The sequence below is a fragment of the Ketobacter alkanivorans genome (genome assembly GCF_002863865.1).
In the GTDB taxonomy this organism is placed as follows: Bacteria; Pseudomonadota; Gammaproteobacteria; order Pseudomonadales; family Ketobacteraceae; genus Ketobacter; species Ketobacter alkanivorans.
The window spans coordinates 1,028,538-1,048,543 of record NZ_CP022684.1 but is presented as its reverse complement, the minus strand read 5'-3'; the positions used below and the strand labels follow the sequence as shown (position 1 = coordinate 1,048,543).

The 20,006-nt window shown below is 52.4% G+C and carries 17 protein-coding genes; 15 read left to right on the top strand and 2 right to left on the bottom strand.

Annotated features, from left to right (window positions below):
• The first annotated feature begins 224 nt into the window (after nucleotides 1–224).
• From Kalk_RS04395 to rpoS, 15 genes are all read left to right on the top strand, one after another.
• Nucleotides 225–1,142 (top strand): ABC transporter ATP-binding protein, encoded by a 918-nt coding sequence (locus tag Kalk_RS04395; protein ID WP_101893042.1) that lies wholly within the window; start codon nucleotides 225–227, stop codon nucleotides 1,140–1,142.
• Nucleotides 1,142–1,876: an ABC transporter permease subunit gene (locus tag Kalk_RS04390; RefSeq protein WP_101893041.1), complete on the top strand. Its 735-nt coding sequence runs from the start codon at nucleotides 1,142–1,144 to the stop codon at nucleotides 1,874–1,876. Before Kalk_RS04395 ends, Kalk_RS04390 begins: the two co-directional genes overlap by 1 nt.
• 14 nt (nucleotides 1,877–1,890) lie before the next feature.
• Nucleotides 1,891–3,831 carry a GldG family protein gene (locus Kalk_RS04385; RefSeq protein ID WP_101893040.1) on the top strand — a complete coding sequence of 647 codons (1,941 nt, stop codon included), beginning with the start codon at nucleotides 1,891–1,893 and terminating at the stop codon, nucleotides 3,829–3,831.
• Between the two features lie 27 nt (nucleotides 3,832–3,858).
• Entirely contained in the window at nucleotides 3,859–5,211 is a 1,353-nt protein-coding gene (gene tilS, locus Kalk_RS04380) for a tRNA lysidine(34) synthetase TilS (RefSeq protein WP_101893039.1), read from the top strand.
• A 136-nt stretch (nucleotides 5,212–5,347) separates the two neighbouring features.
• Nucleotides 5,348–6,991, top strand: a complete 1,644-nt coding sequence (locus Kalk_RS04375; RefSeq protein ID WP_101893038.1) for a CTP synthase — start codon at nucleotides 5,348–5,350, stop codon at nucleotides 6,989–6,991.
• Between the two features lie 21 nt (nucleotides 6,992–7,012).
• Nucleotides 7,013–7,882, top strand: a complete 870-nt coding sequence (kdsA, locus tag Kalk_RS04370) for a 3-deoxy-8-phosphooctulonate synthase (protein WP_101893037.1) — start codon at nucleotides 7,013–7,015, stop codon at nucleotides 7,880–7,882.
• Nucleotides 7,883–7,944: 62 nt separating this feature from the next.
• On the top strand, nucleotides 7,945–9,243 hold the full coding sequence (eno, locus tag Kalk_RS04365) for a phosphopyruvate hydratase (protein ID WP_101893036.1): 1,299 nt from the start codon (nucleotides 7,945–7,947) through the stop codon (nucleotides 9,241–9,243).
• Between the two features lie 165 nt (nucleotides 9,244–9,408).
• Nucleotides 9,409–9,726 (top strand): cell division protein FtsB, encoded by a 318-nt coding sequence (gene ftsB / locus Kalk_RS04360; RefSeq protein WP_101893035.1) that lies wholly within the window; start codon nucleotides 9,409–9,411, stop codon nucleotides 9,724–9,726.
• A 6-nt stretch (nucleotides 9,727–9,732) separates the two neighbouring features.
• Complete coding sequence (gene ispD, locus Kalk_RS04355; protein WP_101893034.1) at nucleotides 9,733–10,434, top strand: 2-C-methyl-D-erythritol 4-phosphate cytidylyltransferase; 702 nt, start codon at nucleotides 9,733–9,735, stop codon at nucleotides 10,432–10,434.
• A 36-nt stretch (nucleotides 10,435–10,470) separates the two neighbouring features.
• Nucleotides 10,471–10,947, top strand: coding sequence for a 2-C-methyl-D-erythritol 2,4-cyclodiphosphate synthase (gene ispF, locus Kalk_RS04350; RefSeq protein ID WP_101893033.1), 477 nt, complete (start codon nucleotides 10,471–10,473; stop codon nucleotides 10,945–10,947).
• Nucleotides 10,944–11,981 (top strand): tRNA pseudouridine(13) synthase TruD, encoded by a 1,038-nt coding sequence (gene truD, locus Kalk_RS04345; RefSeq protein WP_101893032.1) that lies wholly within the window; start codon nucleotides 10,944–10,946, stop codon nucleotides 11,979–11,981. The genes ispF and truD overlap by 4 nt, the downstream gene beginning before the upstream one ends.
• 171 nt (nucleotides 11,982–12,152) lie before the next feature.
• Entirely contained in the window at nucleotides 12,153–12,782 is a 630-nt protein-coding gene (locus Kalk_RS04340) for a protein-L-isoaspartate(D-aspartate) O-methyltransferase (RefSeq protein WP_101896213.1), read from the top strand.
• A 46-nt stretch (nucleotides 12,783–12,828) separates the two neighbouring features.
• The gene (locus tag Kalk_RS04335) at nucleotides 12,829–13,785 is read left to right on the top strand and encodes a DUF368 domain-containing protein (protein ID WP_233716813.1); all 957 of its coding nucleotides are present in this window, start codon (nucleotides 12,829–12,831) and stop codon (nucleotides 13,783–13,785) included.
• Nucleotides 13,786–14,204: 419 nt separating this feature from the next.
• Nucleotides 14,205–14,723: a peptidoglycan DD-metalloendopeptidase family protein gene (locus tag Kalk_RS04330; RefSeq protein WP_233716934.1), complete on the top strand. Its 519-nt coding sequence runs from the start codon at nucleotides 14,205–14,207 to the stop codon at nucleotides 14,721–14,723.
• A 110-nt stretch (nucleotides 14,724–14,833) separates the two neighbouring features.
• A complete protein-coding gene (rpoS, locus tag Kalk_RS04325) occupies nucleotides 14,834–15,832 on the top strand; it encodes an RNA polymerase sigma factor RpoS (protein ID WP_101893030.1) in 999 nt (332 codons plus the stop codon).
• Between the two features lie 962 nt (nucleotides 15,833–16,794).
• Here rpoS and fdxA read toward each other — a convergent pair.
• Both fdxA and mutS read right to left on the bottom strand, forming a co-directional pair.
• Nucleotides 16,795–17,118: a ferredoxin FdxA gene (gene fdxA / locus Kalk_RS04320; protein WP_101893029.1), complete on the bottom strand. Its 324-nt coding sequence runs from the start codon at nucleotides 17,116–17,118 to the stop codon at nucleotides 16,795–16,797.
• A 119-nt stretch (nucleotides 17,119–17,237) separates the two neighbouring features.
• A complete protein-coding gene (gene mutS / locus Kalk_RS04315; RefSeq protein ID WP_101893028.1) occupies nucleotides 17,238–19,820 on the bottom strand; it encodes a DNA mismatch repair protein MutS in 2,583 nt (860 codons plus the stop codon).
• Between the last annotated feature and the right edge of the window lie 186 nt (nucleotides 19,821–20,006).

The window sequence follows — 20,006 nt, the reverse complement described above, 5'->3', positions numbered from 1 at the left end:
TGTGTACGATATAGCAAAATAAGCGGTTGAAAAGTCAGTGTTGTGAACTCATATTACCGGCGGGCCGGGGGGTGAAATTTCTCAGAACTTTCCGCAGCCGGCTCTGTCAAAAAGGCGTTTTCAGGATAAGCCAACGCGCTTATGACAAACTATCTAACGTTTAACTGTCTTTTCGTGTCTGAGCGAATGTTATCGCACGCTGCCAGGAGCAACAGGAAACAAACATGATCAGAATCGACAATCTCACTAAGACATTTGGCCAGTTTACGGCGGTAAACGGCCTTTCTTTTTCAGTGGCACCGGGGGAGGTGCTGGGTTTTCTGGGCCCTAACGGAGCCGGTAAATCCACCACCATGAAGATGATCACCGGTTTTATGGCACCTACCTCCGGTAAAGTGACTGTATTTGGTCATGATGCCACCGAGCAACCCTTGAAAGCCAAAGAGCTGATTGGTTATCTGCCGGAAGGGGCCCCCAGTTATGGCGATATGACGCCACGCCAATTTTTGAATTTTATAGGTCAGATTCGCGGTTTTCGTGGTGCAGATCTGAATGCCAGAGTACAGCGGGTGGAAGCTGCGCTGCAGTTGAGTGCGGTGTTCGACCAATCCATCGAAACACTGTCAAAAGGCTTCAAGCGCCGGGTGGGGCTGGCGCAGGCGATCATTCACGATCCTAAGGTACTGATTCTGGACGAGCCCACCGACGGCCTCGACCCTAATCAAAAGCAGGAGGTACGCAGCCTCATTGCCAATCTTTCCAAGGACAAGATCGTTATCGTATCCACCCATATCCTGGAAGAGGTCTCTGCCGTGTGTTCTCGTGCAATCATCATTGCCGGTGGCCGTATTTTGGCGGACGGCACCCCCGATCAATTGGAGGCCCGTTCTCGTTATCACGGCGCGGTCACCATGAGCTTGCAAAGCGCCGCTAATGCCGAAAGCGAGCTGGTGAAGCTGCCTGAGGTAGCCAGTGTTGAAGTCGACGAGCATAAGATCGTGGTGTTTCCTCGATCCGGTGCCGCGCTGTTTGCTCCGGTGAATAATTTGATCCAGAAGCACGGCTGGCAGGTTGACGAGCTGCACGTAGAGCGTGGCCGTCTGGATGAGGTGTTTCGTACGATCACAGGGGAGGTGGCGTGATGAGTCAGCTATCAGTCGTATTTAAGCGGGAGCTGGCCAGCTATTTTGCAACGCCATTGGCTTACGTATTTATCGTTATCTTTTTAGTGCTGGCGGGTTCGTTCGCGTTCTTCTTCGGCGGTTTTTTTCAGAACGGGCAGGCGGATCTTAAGGCGTTCTTTAATTACCATCCCTGGCTGTATTTGTTCTTGGTGCCTGCATTGTCGATGCGGTTATGGGCAGAGGAACGTAAAAGTGGAACCCTCGAGCTGTTGATGACACTGCCGATCAGCCTGCGTGATATGGTGCTGGGCAAGTATCTGGCTGCATGGGTATTTACGGGTATTGCGTTGTTTTTGACGTTTCCCATGTGGTTTACCGTGAATTATCTGGGCGATCCTGATAATGGCGTGATATTGGGCAGTTACGTTGGCAGTTGGTTTATGGCGGGAGCCATGCTGGCGGTAGGGTCGTGTATTTCAGCCTGCACTAAAAATCAGGTGATCGCCTTTATTCTCACCGTAGTCGTGTGCTTTCTGATGATGGTAAGCGGAATGGACATCGTCATGGGGTGGGTGCCTGGCTGGATGGCAGATTGGGTGATGGAATCCATCGCTGCATTAAGCTTTCTCACGCATTTCAACGCTTTTGCCAAAGGCGTTCTTGATCTGCGGGATATTGTGTATTTCTGCATCATGATTGTGGGCTGGCTGATGGCCACTGCAATTGTCATTGATATGAAAAAAGCCAGCTAAGAGGAGCCGACACAATGCGAGTAAGCAAATGGTTTTCAGGTGCCGGCCTTGTCGTGCTGGCAGTGGTTGTATTGTTTTCAACACTGTTTACAGATTGGTTGTTTAAAGGGGCGCGGGTGGATCTTACCGAAGGTGGGCTCTATACGTTGTCAGACGGTAGCAAGAATATTGTGGCGGGGTTAGAGCGGCCCCTGGAGCTGTATTTCTTCTTCTCCGATTCCACTACCAAAGAGGCGTTAGGCTGGCGCAGTTATGCCAAGCAAGTGCGTGAATTGCTTGAAGAATACGTGCTGGCGTCAAACGGCAAAATTACGTTGACGGTCATTGATCCTGAACCCTTCTCTGAGGACGAGGATCGTGCCGCCGCTTTCGGTTTGCAGGCAGCGCCCATTGGTAATAGCGGTGATTCTGTGTATTTCGGGTTGGTGGCCCAATACGGTGAGTTGGTCGAAGGTGCCACACCTGAGGAAAATGAACGGGCTACCCTGCAAATTCCGTTCTTTAAACCAGATCGACAGGAATTCCTAGAATACGACATCGCTAAAATGATCTATCAGGTCAGCCAGGAGCGCAAACCCAGGGTAGCGTTGATCGCTGGCCTGGAAGTGGACGGTGGGTTCAATATGATGATGCGTCAGCCTACTCAGCCCTGGTTCACTGTTGCTCAGGTCAAACAGTTATTTGATGTGACCACCTTAGGCAACGATGAAGATGAGATAGCGAACGAAGATTATGATCTGTTGGTGGTCATTCATCCCAAGGAGCTTACCCAGCAAACCCTGTTTGCTATTGATCAGTACGTATTGCGGGGAGGTCATGCGCTATTTTTTGTAGACCCTTATGCCGAGCAGTCGCAGGGGGCCGCCAGTAAAGCGTCCGACGATCTGAATAAGTTGTTTAACGCCTGGGGTGTTGATGTGTCCACCAGTGAATTTATTGGCGATGCCCAGCTGGCTTTGCAGGTGTCAGGTGCTAATGGTCAGCCCATGCGTCATCTGGGTATTTTGCAGCTGAGTGATCAAAACCTGGCGCGGGATAATCAGATCGTCAGTCAGTTGGAGACCCTGCATCTGTCCACAGCCGGATACCTGAAGCCTGTGGAGAAAGCCACCACAGAAATGATCGCGCTCATGAAGTCTACTCAATACGCTATGCCCATTGTCTCCAGCAAGTTGGATATGATGCAGGATCCAAGAGCGCTTGGAGTAGGTTTCAACCCCACCGGGGAGGAGTATGTGCTGGCGGCGACAGTTCGAGGGCAGGTGAAAACCGCGTTCCCTGACGGCGTGCCGGTATCAGAAGGTGAGGCCAGCTCAGAAGATGCGCCCACACCGGAAGCGACTGTCGAGTCAGCCGATGATCCCTCAGCGGAGGCAAAACCGGCGGAATATCTACAGGAATCCGTCAAGCCTATCAATGTGATCATTGTCGCGGACACCGATGTGCTCACCGATCGACTTTGGGTGCAAGTGCAACAGTTCTTCGGTCAAAGCATGGCGACGCCTTTCGCGGACAACGGTGATTTCTTTTTCAATTCCGTGGATATGCTGTCCGGTAGCGGCGATCTGATCAGCATCCGAGGGCAGGGCCGATATTTCCGTCCTTTCACTGTGGTGAAAGAGATGCAGCGCGAAGCGGAAGCCCGTTTCCAGAATGTAGAGCAGGATTTGCAGAACCAGTTGGAGCAGGTCGAGCAACAATTGCTGCAATTGCAGAGTCAGCAGGGTGAGGCAGGCAACACCATCACGCTGACGCCAGAGGTCGAAGCCCAGCTTATGCAGTTCCAGCAACAAAAGCTCAAGATCCGTAAACAGTTGCGAGATGTGCAGCACCAGCTGAACAAGGATATTGAACAACTGGACTTCACATTAAAACTGATCAATATTGCACTGGTACCTGTTTTATTAACGTTGCTGGTGGTGGGTGTTGCTGTGTACCGCCGCCGCAAGCGCTGACTGTGCTGAATAAATTGATCTATTAATTTGAATACTGACAACACCTACATTCAGTTGATCGAGCAGGCCCTGGCATTCATGCCGGGGCCTTGCCGTATTCATGTGGGGTACAGCGGTGGCCTCGATTCTACGGTGTTGCTGCATATGCTGGTGGCTTGGCAGCAGGCTCGCCCATCGGGGCGGGGTAAAGCCCAGCCTCTGCGCGCCATCCATGTCAATCACCAGTTATTGCCGCAAGCCCAAAGCTGGCAGCAGCACTGTCAGCAAGTCTGCAAGCAATGGCAGGTAGAGCTTGACTGCCTCACGGTAACCGTAGACCAGGGCGCTGCCAGTTTAGAGCAACAGGCGCGGCTTGCTCGTTATCACTGTTTTGATGAGCAGGTCGGGGCTGGCGAGGTGCTGATGTTGGCCCATCATCGGGATGATCAGGTAGAAACACTGTTGCAGCGCCTGGCGCGGGGCAGTGGCCCTCTTGGCCTGGGTGCCATGGCCAGGGTTAGTCAGCGTCGTGATTATCGTGTGGTAAGGCCGCTGTTGGAACTTGATCGCGAGCAGCTGGAGCGCTACGCCAACCACCACAAGCTCAAATGGATTGAAGATCCCAGCAATCAGGATGACAGCTTTGAGCGCAACTTTCTGCGTAATCGTATTTTGCCGCGTTGGCGGCAACAGCACCCCCGCTTAAATCAGACCCTGGCCCGCTCCGCCAGGTTGTGTCAGGAATCATCAGAACTGTTGGCGCAGCTGGCGGAGCTGGATCTGGGGTTGCCCAGAGCCGATGGCGGGCTTTCCTTAAGCAGATTGGAGCCCCTGAGCAGCCCGCGTCGCAATAATCTGTTGCGTTATTGGTTGCGACAGCAGGGGTTTCAGCCACCCAGTGAGGTGGTGCTGGGCCGGATCGAGGCCGAGGTAATGATGGCGGCAGAAGATGCCCAGCCCCGTGTGGAGTGGGGCTCCTGTTGTGTACGCCGGTTCCAGTCTGTGCTGTATTGCATGGATCTGAATCTACCCGGCGGTGAACAGGAATCTATCCCCTTTTCTATTCCATTTGAGCCAATCAGGTTGCCTTATGGCTGTCTTAGTGGTGGCCTCGGGTCAAATGGCCAATCAACCCCGTTTTCACGGGAGGTTCTCCGGCAGGCACCGCTTTGCATCGGCTTTCGTCAAGGAGGCGAGCGCCTGACAATGCCTGGTCGGCCGTCTAAACCCCTTAAAGACATCTTTCAGGAAATGGGTGTGCCGCCCTGGTTGCGGGGTATTTGGCCCATTGTGTACAGCGGTGAGCGAATTGCGGGGCTTCCCGGCCTGCTGGTGTGCGCAGGCTTTGAGCCGCACAGCCGTGAAGATGGCTTGTTGCTGGATTGGGTGCGAGGCGGCTAAGGCTCCTGCGCGCTCGCGATTGAGTCTGCCCCCCTAATCGGGTAGAATTGCCGTCCATTCCGAGCCGGGCGATGGCCGATCCTGCATTGGCGGTCCCTACGCAAACTGATTCCATTCTCCGTTCACTGGTAAGTCGATGACAAAATACATTTTTGTGACGGGTGGTGTTGTGTCCTCCTTAGGAAAAGGGATAGCAGCAGCCTCCTTGGCCTCTATTTTGGAAGCGCGTGGTCTGAAAGTTTCCATGATGAAACTGGACCCTTATATCAACGTCGACCCGGGCACCATGAGCCCCTATCAGCACGGGGAAGTGTTCGTTACCGAAGACGGTGCCGAGACTGACCTCGATCTGGGTCATTACGAGCGCTTCATCCGTAACACTATGACGCGCAAGAACAATTTTACTTCCGGTCGCATCTATCTGGATGTTATCGAGAAAGAGCGCCGTGGTGATTATCTGGGTGCCACCGTGCAGGTGATTCCCCATATCACCGATGAAATCAAAAACCGCATCCTCAACAATGACCTGGGTGTAGACGTGCTGCTGGTGGAAATCGGCGGTACGGTGGGCGACATTGAATCGCAGCCGTTCCTGGAAGCGGTGCGTCAGTTGCGGGTAGAGCTGGGTTCCAACAACTCGGTGTTTATCCATCTGACGCTGGTGCCCTATATCGACACGGCCGGAGAAACCAAAACCAAGCCCACCCAGCACTCAGTGAAAGAGCTGCGCTCCATCGGCCTGCAGCCCGATGTGTTGCTGTGCCGCTCAGATCATAAAATACCCGACTCCTCCCTGGCCAAAATTGCCCTGTTTACCAACGTGGAACGCCGCGCGGTGATTGGCTTGCAGGACGTCAACACCATCTACAAAATCCCTTCTGTGCTGCACGCACAGGGGCTGGATGATTTTGTGGTGGAAAAGCTGGCGCTGGACTGTGAGCCTGCCGACCTGAACGAGTGGACCGGTGTAGTAGACGCCCAGTTGAACCCCCAGCACGATGTGACGTTGGCTATGGTGGGCAAATACACCGATCTGGCGGATGCTTATAAGTCTCTAAATGAGGCTCTGCTGCATGCGGGTATCAGCACACGTACCAAGGTCAATATCGAGTACGTAGACTCTGAAGATCTGGAGCGCGATGGCGTAGAATGCCTTGAGAAATACGACGCCATCCTGGTGCCCGGCGGCTTCGGCAAGCGGGGAACCGAAGGCAAGATCTCAGCCGTACGCTTTGCCCGCGAGAACAAGGTTCCTTACCTGGGCATTTGCCTGGGTATGCAGGTAGCCGTAATCGAATACGCCCGCAACATGGCCGGGATGATGAACGCCCACAGCACCGAATTTGTGAGCGATACCGATACCCCGGTAGTGGGCTTGATCACCGAGTGGGTGGAAGAAGATGGCTCCGTCAAACAGCGTGACGAAGAGTGCGATCTGGGTGGCACCATGCGCCTGGGTGCGCAGGAGTGTCGACTGGTGGATGGCAGCCGTTCCCGCGAACTGTATGGCCAGGATGTCATTTATGAGCGTCACCGTCATCGCTATGAAGTGAACAACAAGTATGTTCCTGATCTGGAAAAGGCCGGTCTGCGAGTCGCCGGTCGTTCTATTGACGGATCATTGGTGGAAATGGTTGAAGTGCCTGATCACCCCTGGTTTGTGGCCTGCCAGTTCCATCCAGAGTTTACTTCCACACCCCGTGATGGGCATCCGCTGTTTACTGGCTACATCAAAGCTGCCAAAACCCACAAAGACAGCAAACTGAGCAATAAAGAATAGGTTGCGGAGAAGGAACCCGGTATGAGTACTCAACCTCAGAAAGTGATTGAGCTGACCACCCCCAACGGTGGCAGCATCAAAATGGGTAATGATCTGCCGTTTGTACTGTTTGGTGGTATGAATGTGCTGGAATCCCGCGACATGGCCATGGAGATTGCCGAACACTACGTTAAGGTGACCGAGAAACTGGGCATTCCTTATGTATTCAAGGCATCTTTTGACAAGGCCAACCGTTCCTCTGTCAGTTCATTTCGTGGCCCAGGTCTGGATGAAGGTCTTAAGATCTTCGAAGAAGTTAAAAAGACGTTTAACGTGCCCATTATCACCGATGTGCATGAGCCCGAGCAGGCCCGGCCGGTCGCCGAAGTCTGTGACATCATTCAGCTGCCCGCATTCCTGTCCCGCCAGACCGACCTGGTGGTGGCGATGGCGCAAACCGGTGCCATCATCAACGTGAAAAAAGCGCAGTTTCTGGCACCTCGCGAAATGAAACACATCATTCGTAAGTGCGAAGAGGCGGGTAACGATCAAGTGATCCTGTGCGAACGGGGTTCAAGTTTTGGTTACAACAACCTGGTAGTAGACATGCTTGGTTTTGGCATCATGAAGGAATTCGGCAGCCCCGTGTTTTTTGATGTTACCCATGCCTTGCAAATGCCCGGTGGCTTGGCAGAGGCGGCTGGCGGCCGTCGTGCGCAGGTAACCGAATTGGCTTTGGCGGGCATTAGCCAGCGCCTGGCCGGTTTGTTCCTGGAAGCCCACCCGGATCCGGACAAAGCCAAATGTGATGGCCCCTGTGCCCTGCGTCTGGCCATGTTGGAGCCATTCCTGGCTCAGGTTAAAGCGTTGGATGAACTGGTGAAAGGCTTTGAGCCTTTAGACACCCACTGATCAATACACACCGATTTATATTTATAACCAATTGAAATTTATTCATAGGAGACATCCTGACAATGCCTAAGATCGCTCAAATCCGTGCCCGCGAAGTGTTGGATTCACGAGGTAATCCTACTGTAGAAGCCGACGTTATTCTGGAATCCGGAGCGGCTGGAACCGCCTGTGCTCCATCTGGTGCTTCCACCGGCTCCCGCGAAGCGCTGGAGTTGCGTGATGGCGACAAGTCCCGCTATCTGGGAAAAGGTGTCCTCAAAGCCGTTGAAGCGATTAACACAGACATCCAGGCACTGTTGAAAGGCAAAAGTGCTGTGGATCAGCGTGCTATCGACCAGCTCATGATCGATGCCGACGGCACAGAAAACAAATCCAAGTTTGGTGCCAACGCAATTTTGGCAGTGTCTTTGGCGGTGGCCAAGGCGGCTGCGGTGTACAAACAGGTTCCTCTGTTCCAGCACATCAGTGAAGCAATGGACGGCAAAGCTGGTCCTTACAGCATGCCGGTTCCCATGATGAACATCATCAACGGTGGTGCTCATGCTGATAACAACGTTGATATTCAGGAATTCATGATTCAGCCAGTGGGCGCCCCCAATTTTGCGGAAGCCCTGCGTTGCGGTGCGGAAATATTTCATGCGCTAAAAGCTGTACTGAGTGCCAAGGGTTTGAATACGGCGGTGGGTGATGAGGGTGGTTTTGCGCCCAACCTGTCTTCAAACGAAGAAGCCTTGAAAGTTATCTCTGAAGCCGTTGAAAAAGCCGGCTACAAACTGGGCGAGAACGTAACCCTGGCTTTGGATTGCGCTGCTTCTGAATTCTATAAAGACGGTAAATACGTATTGGCCGGTGACAATAAATCCCTCACGTCTGCAGAGTTTGCGGATTACCTGGCGGATCTGTGCAACCGTTATCCCATTATCTCCATCGAGGATGGCCTGGATGAAAGCGATTGGGATGGCTGGAAAATACTGACCGAAAAACTGGGCGACAAAGTCCAGCTGGTGGGTGATGACCTGTTCGTAACCAATACCAAGATCCTGAAAGAAGGCATCGACAAGAACATCGCCAACAGCATCCTGATCAAATTCAACCAAATCGGTAGCCTGACCGAAACTTTGGATGCTATCAAAATGGCCAAGGATGCCGGTTACACCGCGGTAATCTCCCATCGCTCAGGCGAGACAGAAGATGCAACGATCGCCGACTTAGCCGTAGCCACTGCGGCTGGTCAGATCAAAACCGGCTCTCTGTGTCGTTCCGACCGCGTTGCCAAGTACAACCAATTGCTGCGCATTGAAGAAGTCATAGGTGATCAGGCCCCCTACAACGGTAAGGCAGAGTTCCGCAATTTCAAATAAGCCGAACCTGCGTGACGGCAGCTAACAGGACGGAAGGATACTCCATCCGTCCTGTTCATCTCTGCGTACCGCCCTCAGGTCATCCATTGGCCGGGGTGGCTTGACCATTCTTACCTAAAGCTCCATTCTTATGCGCATACTCACCTTGCGCCACAGTAAATCATCATGACCGAGAGCAGCCAACCAACGTGGTTCACCCTTCCCAGGTTTTTATTCTGGGTGCTGGTGCTATGTTTCTTTGCTTTGCAGCTGCGGCTGTGGATAGGCGAAGGCAGTCTGGCAGATATCTGGCGGTTGAAAGGCGAAATCGAGCGCCAGGAACAAGAGAATTATCTGGCTGAGGAGCGCAATAAGCGTTTGCAGGCAGAGGTAAAAAACCTCAAAGAAGGATTGGATGCGGTGGAAGAAAGGGCGCGCACCCAACTGGGAATGGTGAAAGAAGATGAAACCTTTTTCCTTATTATTGACGACAATCAGCCGTAACCCGATATGAATAATTCAGTGCGAATTTGGTGTGTAGTGCCCGCTGCTGGGGTGGGGAAGCGTTTTGGTTCGTCGATGCCGAAGCAATATCTGGAATTGAACGGCAAGACCGTTGTTGAAAACACCCTTGAGCGATTGCTTGAGCTGGCTGATATAGCCCAGGTAATAGTGGCCATCAGCCCAGAAGACAAGCGCTTTCAAGGCCTGAAAATCGCCACTCATTCGCGTATAAAGGCCGTGACCGGCGGCAATGAGCGTTGCCATTCGGTGCTCAATGGGTTGCGTTACCTGTCTGAAGTGGGCGATGCACAAGATTGGGTGTTGGTGCATGATGTCGCTCGCCCCTGTGTACGCAGTGCTGATATTGGCAAACTGATTGATCAGGTCGACCAATTTGATGCGGTAGGAGGCATATTGGCCAACCCCGTGCGGGACACCATGAAGCGAGCCAATCGCTTGAATCAGATCGCCGAGACAGTGGATCGCGAGCAGCTATGGCACGCACTCACACCACAGTTATTCCGCTTGGGGGCTTTGCGTAAAGCGATTGAGGCCGCGCTGGCAGAAGGCGTGATGGTAACTGACGAAGCCGGAGCCATGGAGCGAATGGGCCACCAGCCATTGTTGGTGGAAGGTCACTATGACAACATCAAAATCACACATCCACAAGATCTTCCTCTGGCTGCCCTGTTTATGCAGCAGCAGTGAACCCCGATAAGCCGCAACACGATAAGGTAGACACAGATGTTTCGCATTGGCCACGGATTTGACGTGCATCGCTTTGGAGAAGGCGACCATTTAATGCTGGGAGGCGTTTCGATTCCCTTTGAGCATGGCTTTGTTGCTCACTCTGATGGCGATGTTGCGCTCCACGCCCTGGCTGACGCGTTGCTAGGTGCAGCGGCATTGGGTGATATCGGTCAACATTTTCCTGATACCGATGCCCAATACAAAGGCGCGGACAGCCGAGTGTTGTTGCGCCATGTGATGGGGGTGGTGCGCACAGCCGGGTACCAGGTCGGCAACGTGGATGTCACCATTGTTGCGCAGGCCCCCAAAATGGCACCACACATACCATTGATGCGAGCGAATATTGCAGAAGATCTGCAGCTCGACTTGGGTGGGGTCAACGTAAAAGCCACGACCACCGAAAAACTGGGTTACACCGGCCGCAAGGAAGGCATTGCGGTGCATGCCGTCGCCTTGATTTATCCCTTATGAGTATCCAGCATCAGGCGTTGCCTGCCTTTGGTTTGGATCAGGCTCCTTATGCTTATGGCGCGCCAGTTTGCCAAGCGGATTTTAAGACCTTCCCGCAGGATTTTGTTGTAGAGGAAGTGCTGGGCTTCGAACCCTGTGGCGAGGGTGAGCATTTGTTTCTGTTGCTGCAAACCGATGATCAAAATACCCGCTTTACCGTAAAGTGTTTGTCCAGCCTGTTTGGTTTATCGCAACGAGCCATTACTTACTCAGGGCTAAAAGATCGCCGTGGCCTTACCAGTCAATGGTTCTCTTTGCATCTTCCCGGTAAAAACCTCGAACCCGATGCTGTGGCAATGGCAGAGCAGGGCATCACACTGCTACGCTACGCTCGTCATAACAAAAAACTGCGTATTGGCACCCATAAGACCAATCGTTTCCAAATAGTGCTCCGTAACCTGGTCGGGAAAGATCAATTGGAGCAGCGATTGGCTCTTATAAAAGAGTCAGGCGTGCCCAATTATTTTGGCGCGCAGCGTTTCGGGCACGATAGCGGCAATATTGAAGAGGCCATGCACTGGGTGGAGCAAAACGCGCTGCCACGGGAAAAAGCCCTGCGTAGCCGCGCCCTGACCACATTGCGCAGTTGGTGGTTTAACGGCATGTTGGGGCAGCGGGTTTTGGCACAAAGCTGGACACGCTGGCAAGCAGAAGATCCTATCCTGCTGGATGGCAGTCAGAGCTATTTTCAAGAATCAGCATGGTCTGAGGTGCTCGAAGCACGATACCAGAGTGGGGATATTCACATAGGCGGCTGGTTGCCATGCGCCGAGCAGGAAGGCCTGCCTGCACCCATCAGTGCGTTTTTGCGTCTGGCTGCGATTAAAGCAGAGCCGCGTTCATTGTGCTTGCGACCCCTGAATTTTCAGTGGCAATGGTGTAATGATCAGCTGCATCTGCAGTTCCAGCTCCCGAAGGGGGCGTTTGCAACCACATTGTTACGAGAACTGACCCAACTCAACGATCTTTCAGGCCTGCAGCAAAATAAAGAGTGAATTCGACTCGCCGTTTACGGTACCTTCTTTTACAATGAAATACTTGAATAACAAGAATTTATTCAGCGTAAGCCTGCCAATTGGGGGAGGTGGATTGAATACAAAGAGTGGGATGAGGACCAGCGAGTGAACGATTCTTTTCTGGCATCAAATGGGGTCAGCGGTATTGGCATGACGTCCCAGCGTACTCGGGACCGGCTCATTGCGCGTCTACAGGATCAGGGCATTCGCAACTTCGAAGTGCTCGATGCCATACGCAGCGTGCCCCGTCATCTGTTTGTAGATGAAGCATTGGCCCATCGTGCCTATGAAGATACCGCCCTTCCCATCGGTAATAATCAGACAATATCCCAACCTTATATCGTTGCCCGTATGACGGAGCTGCTTATTGAAGCAGGCCCGCTTGAGAAGGTGCTCGAGATCGGTACCGGATCAGGTTATCAAACCGCGGTGCTGGCCCGCTTTTGCAAAGAAATATACTCCCTTGAGCGCATCAAAGCCCTGCAGGAAAAAGCCCGCAAGCGGATTCGTGCCCTTAAAATCCACAATGTGGTCTTTCGTTATGCCGATGGCAGTGTTGGTTTGGCAGAGAAAGCCCCCTTCGATGGCATATTGGCGGCGGCTGCACCGGCAGAAGTACCTCGTGAACTGTTGGATCAGCTTGCCATTGGCGGGCGGCTGGTGATCCCCATCGGTGAACAAGAGCAAAAACTCTATCGCATTACGCGTACAGAAGACGGATTTCAGAAAGAATTTGTTGAAGATGTGCGTTTTGTGCCATTTCGTTCCGGTTTGCGCTGAATCTGCTAAACCGGCCAGTTCAACAAGTTCAACCTGGTAGTGAGCAATGGATAAACTGTCTGCTAAAGACTACATGTGGGTATACGTGAAAGGTATGGGCATGGGGGCAGCAGACATCGTGCCCGGCGTGTCTGGTGGCACCGTTGCCTTTATTACAGGAATCTACGCCACGCTCATCGACAGTATCGGTGCAATCGGCCCTAAAACCCTGTCATTGCTGTTTAAGCAGGGGCCTGCAGCCGCTTGGCATTCCTTTAATGGTAATTTCCTGCTAGCGCTGATGCTGGGCATCCTTACCAGCGTATTTACCCTGTCCAAATTAATATCGCATTTGCTCAACACGCAGCCAGAATTGCTTTGGTCGTTCTTTTTCGGTTTGATTCTGGTGTCTGCGGTGCATATTGGCAGACAGATTCCCCGCTGGCAGATTGGCACTGTTACAGCGTTGGTGGCGGGATCGCTGATCGCGTATGGGATCACGGCAGTTTCCCCTACAGAAATTGCCCTTAATCCGCTTACCTTGTTTATTGCCGGGAGCATCGCTATCTGCGCTATGGTGCTGCCGGGCATCTCTGGATCCTTTATTCTGTTGTTGTTAGGTATGTATGCTCACGTTATCGGCGCGGTGAAATCACTGGATGTTATGAGTCTGGCTGTGTTTGCAGCGGGTTGTTTGGTCGGGTTGCTGTTGTTCACCCGTCTGTTGTCATGGTTACTGCATCACCACCATAATCTCACCCTCGCAGTGCTGACCGGTTTTATGCTGGGCTCACTCAACAAGGTGTGGCCATGGAAACATACCCTCACCACCCGTCTTAACAGTCACGGCGAGCAGGTTCCCGTGGAGCAATTAAATGTGCTGCCACAACAATATTTTGAGCTCACCGGGCAGAACCCTCATCTTATCTATAGCCTGATTTTGATGGCGGTAGCGGTGGTGTTGGTGCTCGCTCTGGAGCGGTTCAGCAGCGCTGATTCAGCCTCAACGGAGTCAGGACGTTAGCTCAAGATTGAACATAAAGTGATCAGCAAGTGTGATTTTGTTCAAAAATCAGTTAGATTTTGTCGTAATAAGCCTAAGAGGTTTATGAGTTTTGATTCTAAAGTAATTTAGGTGAATTTGTGATCTGAATGGGTGCGGGTTGTCGGAGCTGCGTCGTGTTGTCTGAAAGAATGGCCGTTATAAAGTGCATACATCTGAGCATCCTCGTACTGCTGCTTTGTTCCTGTGGTCCATCCCGCTACGAACCCTATCGAAATGTATACCGCTCTCCAGCCCCCGTCACACAAGGCTCTCACACTGTTCGTGCTGGTGAAACCTTGTACTCAATCGCTTGGCGTTACAATCGTGATCACGAAGAACTGGCCAGCAGCAACGGCATTTCGGCCCCTTACCGTATATATCCTGGCCAGGTTATCAGCTTGGTTTCCGCTCCCGTTACAACGGTCAATAAAACTCGAACCACCTCCAGCGGTTCCAGCTCAAAACCTGCAACTCGTTATAAGAAACCGCAAACCAATACCAAACCGGTCCAAGAAAAATTTGCAAATCAAAGAGATAACAAGGTAATTATGTCCTGGAGCTGGCCATCGAAAGGCCCCGTGATTGAGGCGTACTCACTGACAGGGGAAGTTAACAAGGGTATCGATCTGGCTGGCAAGAAAGGGGAGCCTGTATTTGCAGCGGCGGATGGCAAGGTGGTTTATAGCGGGACCGGGTTGGTCGGCTACGGCAACTTAATCATCATCAAGCACAATGAAACGTACTTGAGCGCTTATGCCCACAACAGCCGCTTACTGCTAAAAGAAGGTGATTCAGCTAAAGCTGGGCAGAAAATTGCCGAAATAGGTTCTACTGGTACAAACCGCGACAAATTGCACTTTGAAATTCGTCGTGACGGCAAGCCGGTGAATCCGGTGCAGTATTTGCCAAGACGTTGATGGAAATTGAACAATTTGTTTTTACTGCCATTGAGCAGTTTTTATTAGGACGGGGCCGCAGTTCTGGGCGGTGATAACAACTAAATATAAATAGCGCGGGAAGAATAGAGATGATTCAAGCAGAACGGGATGACAACGAAAATTTGGAGTTGATAGAAGAGGACACAGATCTGGAGGATGCGTTTGAAGAGCGCGCCGCGGAACTGCGCGATAAACGCAGTGGAGCTGATGACATCGACGATGATTCTTTTTCCGCTCAACCCGGGATGCAGAAAACGCTGGATGCCACCCAGCTTTATCTGAATGAAATCGGTTTTTCGCCGCTACTGACGCCGGAAGAAGAGGTGTATTACGCCCGCCGTGCGCTGCGTGGCCATGAAGATGCCCGCAAACGCATGATTGAAAGTAACCTGCGCCTGGTGGTGAAGATTGCTCGGCGTTACGTGAATCGAGGTCTGTCCCTGCTGGATCTGATTGAAGAAGGTAATCTGGGCCTGATTCGTGCGGTGGAAAAGTTCGACCCGGAGCGTGGCTTCCGCTTCTCGACCTACGCAACTTGGTGGATTCGTCAAACCATCGAACGGGCCATCATGAACCAAACCCGTACGATTCGTTTGCCCATTCACGTGGTCAAAGAGCTCAACATCTACCTGCGTGCAGCCCGCGAACTGACTCAGAAGCTGGATCACGAGCCCAGTGCCGAGGAAATCGCCGAGCTGCTGGATAAGCCACTGGATGATGTGAAACGCATGCTGGGCCTCAATGAGCGGGTCTCGTCCGTTGATACACCCATGGCTCACGATTCCGACAAATCCCTCCTTGATACCATCGCCGATACCACGGTTTCTGACCCCGCTGAGTTACTGCAGGACGCCGATCTGCGTTATAGCATTGATTACTGGCTGGATCAGTTGCCCACCAAGCAGCGTGAAGTTATAGCTCGCCGTTTTGGTTTGCGTGGCTACGAAATGAGCACTCTGGAAGAGGTTGGCTTGGAGATCGGTCTTACCCGTGAACGAGTGCGCCAGATTCAGGTGGAAGCTCTCAAGCGGTTGCGGGATCTGCTGGAAAAACAGGGTCTGACTGGGGAAGCTATTTTTGGTGGTTAATCCCTAGCACTGCCATTGCTTATGAAACGCGCCTTCGGGCGCGTTTTTTGTTTGTGGGAAAAGAGGAGGGGCGGTTGTGCGATATATCTCACAGTGCTGTAGGTTCTTGTATAAAAGTTGTGCGCTATCAGGTGCTGACGGTATTCTATGTAATTGAATTATATAGGTTAATTTTCTGGATGAGCAGTCGGGTTATCGGCAGCTAATATGGTGGTTATTGTTCTCCGGTGCCGTTGGCGTACACTTTCTTTCGTTGACAGGGTGTCGATGGGTTACAGGGTAGTGGCCACGGCAGGAGCCGACGTTAAAAGGATAAAAGGAACCAACTGGATGTTGGTGCGAAACGAAGGAATCGTTTCCGAACGGATTGCAATGGATTAAGAAGGGATAAAGGGATTTAGCGGGTAACGGATTACCAGCATCAGGAAAGTTCAGGCAGGAAGCTTGTAGAGTTCAACAGGGAAGTTCAGGAGCTAGGCATCGGATGCCAGTCAGGGACGAGTAAGGAAGCCGGCATGGACGCCAGGCGGATAGAATCAGGGAGCAGGTTCAAAGCGAGGTGGGCGGTAAACCGCCCTTCTTTGTCTTCCAAAGAATTCCTTTCGATAAATCGATAATCACATCATAGGACATAATCCCGCAGCTGTGTAGGAGATATCTCACAGGTATGTGCGAGAGTCGTAGTTTGTACCTCATCCTACTCTGTATTTTTCTGTTCGTGTCTCTGTAATGCCTTGATATTACGGCATAAAAATATATTGTCCGACAGTCGCGTCGAAATTGTGTTGTTTTGTATATCAATCGTAGTGGTTTGTATGGGGTAGTATTACCTCAACAGCAGGACGCTGTGCAAAGGACACAATCAGGATGATTGTCAGGGACGTTTAGGCAGGAAGCCTGGGTAGGGATATCCAAAGCGAGGTGGGGCGGTGTAAAAACCGCCCTTCTTTTTGCGCGTCTGTTTATTTTTCCAGATATTGAATCTTGCCTTCAACGCCATCCCACTCTTCTGCGTCAGCAAGGGAGTCTTTCTTTTCGGTAATGTTGGGCCAGGTTTCAGCCAGCTCGGCATTCAGTTCAATAAACTGCTGCTGATCTGCCGGTACTTCATCTTCTGAGTAAATTGCGTTAGCGGGGCACTCAGGCTCACACAGGGCGCAGTCGATGCACTCATCGGGGTGGATGACCAGGAAGTTTGGGCCCTCGTAGAAGCAGTCCACAGGACAAACTTCAACACAGTCCGTGTATTTGCACTTGATGCAGTTATCGGTAACAACGAATGTCATGAATTAACGCCCTCTACTGAATTTTACGCGGGGGAGTCTACTGCCTATACCCATTACAGGCAACTCTAATCGCGCATTCTACGTTGCTCGCAAAGTACTGGTATACAAAAGTTTGCGAGTTATGACTTTTCGGTCATTTCTTTCAGTTTGTACACCAGATCCAGAGCCTGGCGTGCGTTCAGGCAGTCTGGATCCAGCTTGCCCAGCATTTCTACCACCGGGTGTGGCGTCGGTGGTTCCGCAAACAGATCGGATTGCAGTGGCTGGTTGGCCTGGATCAGCACTTGGTTGTTTAGATCCTGCTTTTCCAGCTGCGTCAGCTTTTTACGGGCATTGCTGATGACGTTCGCCGGGACACCAGCCAGTTTCGCTACTTGCAAACCATAGCTCTGGTTGGCTGGACCTTCCATCACTTTGTGCAAAAACAGGATAGTGTCCCCTTGCTCCTTGGCAGACAGGTGCACATTCACCACATTGGGTGCTTGATCCGGTAATTGGGTCAGTTCGAAATAGTGGGTGGCGAACAGGGTTAATGCCTGAATCTTTACCGCCAGATGGTTAGCGCAGGCCCAAGCCAGCGATAGACCGTCAAACGTGCTGGTGCCGCGACCGATTTCATCCATCAGCACCAGGCTTTGACGCGTGGCGTTATGCAGGATGTTGGCGGTTTCCGTCATCTCCACCATGAATGTAGAACGCCCGCTGGCGAGGTCATCGGAGGAGCCGATGCGGGTGAATATACGATCAATAGGCCCGATTTTGGCGCTCTCAGCAGGTACAAAGCTGCCCATATGGGTGAGAATGGCAATGAGCGCTGTTTGACGCATGAAGGTCGATTTACCGCCCATGTTAGGGCCGGTGATGACCAGCATTCGACGAAAACTGTCCAGGCGCAGATCGTTGGGAATAAAAGCATCGCTTAATACTTGTTCAACCACCGGATGGCGACCGGACTCGATATACAGCCCCGCTTCATCCGCCAGGGTTGGGCGGGACAAGGCCAGGGTGTCAGCCCGTTCAGCCAGGCACGAGAGCACATCTAGCTCAGATACCGCCATAAAGCTGCCTTGAAGCTCGAACAGTGTTTCACTCAAGGTGTCCAGCAGTTCGTCAAACAGGGCTTTTTCGCGAGCTAATGCACGGCTTTTGGCGCTGAGTGCTTTGTCTTCAAAGGTTTTCAGCTCAGGGGTGATATAGCGCTCGGCGTTCTTCAAGGTTTGACGGCGAATGTACTCCGCGGGAGCGTCTTTGGCTTGGGATTTGCTGATTTCTATAAAATATCCGTGTACCCGGTTGTAGCCCACTTTAAGGGTGCTGAGCCCGGTTTTCTCCCGTTCACGCTCTTCCAGGTCGATTAAATACTGGCCTGCGTTTTCGCTGATTCCCCGCAGTTCATCCAGGTCAGGATCATAGCCTTCGGCGATAACACCGCCATCGCGAATCAGTACCGGTGGCGTCTCTATAATGGCCTTGTTGAGCAGCTCTGCCAGGGTGGGGTAGGTGCTGATCTCTTGCGCCAGTTTGGCCATGGTGTCGGAGCGCATGGCAGTGATGGCGTCTTGCAACGCCGGTAGCGCATTCAATGCGTCCCGCAGGCGGGACAGATCTCGCGGTCGAGCGGATTTTAATGCCACCCGCGCCAATATGCGTTCTATATCGCCGATCTGTTTGAGCACAGCTTGTATCGGTTCGTACTGGTAGTTATCCAGCAAAGCGGCGATGGTATCCTGGCGTTGCGTAAGTTGTTTACGATTGCGAATAGGGCGATGCAGCCAGCGGCGCAGCATGCGGCCACCCATGGCGGTTTTGGTTTTATCCAATACCCAGGCGAGTGTGTATTTATCCTCACCGTGGATGTTTTCGGTCAGTTCCAGGTTGCGGCGTGTGGCGCTGTCGAGCACTACGCAGTCGCTGAGAGTTTCTACCGCCAGGCCTCGAATATGGGGCAGGGCAGCGCGCTGGGTTTCCTTTGCGTATTGCAGCAAACAGCCAGCTGCCGCCACGGCTACGGTCATGTGTTCGCAGCCGAAGCCCGCCAGATCCTGAGTTTGAAACTGTTGCACCAGTGCCCGTTGGGCGGATTCCTGATCGAAGTCCCAGGCTGGGCGCGAACGCACGCCCTTGCGCTCTTTCATCAGGCTGTGAACATGGGATTCTTCGGTGACCAGTAATTCGGCAGGGTCGAGCCTCGCCAGCTCCGCCTGCAAAGCGGCCTCGCCATCGACTTCAGATACAAAGAAGCGGCCGCTGCTGATGTCCAGATGAGCGATACCGAAGCGATCCATATGCTGGCTTATTGCACACAACAGGTTGTCGTATTTTTCATCCAGAAGGGCTTCATCGCTGACTGTGCCCGGCGTGACAATCCTCACAACCTGGCGGTCTACAGGCCCTTTGCTGGTGGCCGGATCACCGATCTGTTCTGCGACTGCCACGGATTCACCCATTTTTACCAACCGCGCCAGATAGTTTTCCGCCGCATGGTAAGGCACACCTGCCATGGGAATCGGTTTGCCCGCAGACTGGCCCCGCTGGGTCAGGGTAATGTCCAGAAGCTCGGCGGCTTTCTGCGCATCTTCAAAAAACAGCTCGTAGAAATCCCCCATACGATAAAACACCAGTTCATGGGGGTGTTCCGCCTTGATGCGCAGGTATTGCTGCATCATAGGGGTGTGTTGGGCTTGAGCTTCAGTAGCGGACATGGTGTGTTCTTTTGGTCTGGAGGTTTAAGAATCAAAAGAGGCCATTGTAACCTGTCTGGCAGGGTTTAAAAGAACCTGACCGGTAATTTGCTGACCTGCTGTCAGGATAATGAACTACCAGAAATAGGGGATTCGTCGTAGTCCCCGACAGGTTAAACCAGTAGAATTCAATGCACTTTTATTAAC

What these genes read in the sequence shown, in the direction of transcription:
- Kalk_RS04390 (WP_101893041.1), top strand. Translation starts at nt 1,142, where the DNA reads ATGAGTCAGCTATCAGTCGTATTTAAGCGGGAGCTGGCCAGCTATTTT.
- fdxA (WP_101893029.1), bottom strand. Translation starts at nt 17,118, where the DNA reads ATGACATTCGTTGTTACCGATAACTGCATCAAGTGCAAATACACGGAC.
- truD (WP_101893032.1), top strand. Translation starts at nt 10,944, where the DNA reads ATGAGTATCCAGCATCAGGCGTTGCCTGCCTTTGGTTTGGATCAGGCT.
- ispD (WP_101893034.1), top strand. Translation starts at nt 9,733, where the DNA reads ATGAATAATTCAGTGCGAATTTGGTGTGTAGTGCCCGCTGCTGGGGTG.
- eno (WP_101893036.1), top strand. Translation starts at nt 7,945, where the DNA reads ATGCCTAAGATCGCTCAAATCCGTGCCCGCGAAGTGTTGGATTCACGA.
- Kalk_RS04335 (WP_233716813.1), top strand. Translation starts at nt 12,829, where the DNA reads ATGGATAAACTGTCTGCTAAAGACTACATGTGGGTATACGTGAAAGGT.
- kdsA (WP_101893037.1), top strand. Translation starts at nt 7,013, where the DNA reads ATGAGTACTCAACCTCAGAAAGTGATTGAGCTGACCACCCCCAACGGT.
- rpoS (WP_101893030.1), top strand. Translation starts at nt 14,834, where the DNA reads ATGATTCAAGCAGAACGGGATGACAACGAAAATTTGGAGTTGATAGAA.
- Kalk_RS04395 (WP_101893042.1), top strand. Translation starts at nt 225, where the DNA reads ATGATCAGAATCGACAATCTCACTAAGACATTTGGCCAGTTTACGGCG.
- mutS (WP_101893028.1), bottom strand. Translation starts at nt 19,820, where the DNA reads ATGTCCGCTACTGAAGCTCAAGCCCAACACACCCCTATGATGCAGCAA.
- Kalk_RS04375 (WP_101893038.1), top strand. Translation starts at nt 5,348, where the DNA reads ATGACAAAATACATTTTTGTGACGGGTGGTGTTGTGTCCTCCTTAGGA.
- ispF (WP_101893033.1), top strand. Translation starts at nt 10,471, where the DNA reads ATGTTTCGCATTGGCCACGGATTTGACGTGCATCGCTTTGGAGAAGGC.
- Kalk_RS04385 (WP_101893040.1), top strand. Translation starts at nt 1,891, where the DNA reads ATGCGAGTAAGCAAATGGTTTTCAGGTGCCGGCCTTGTCGTGCTGGCA.
- Kalk_RS04340 (WP_101896213.1), top strand. Translation starts at nt 12,153, where the DNA reads ATGACGTCCCAGCGTACTCGGGACCGGCTCATTGCGCGTCTACAGGAT.
- ftsB (WP_101893035.1), top strand. Translation starts at nt 9,409, where the DNA reads ATGACCGAGAGCAGCCAACCAACGTGGTTCACCCTTCCCAGGTTTTTA.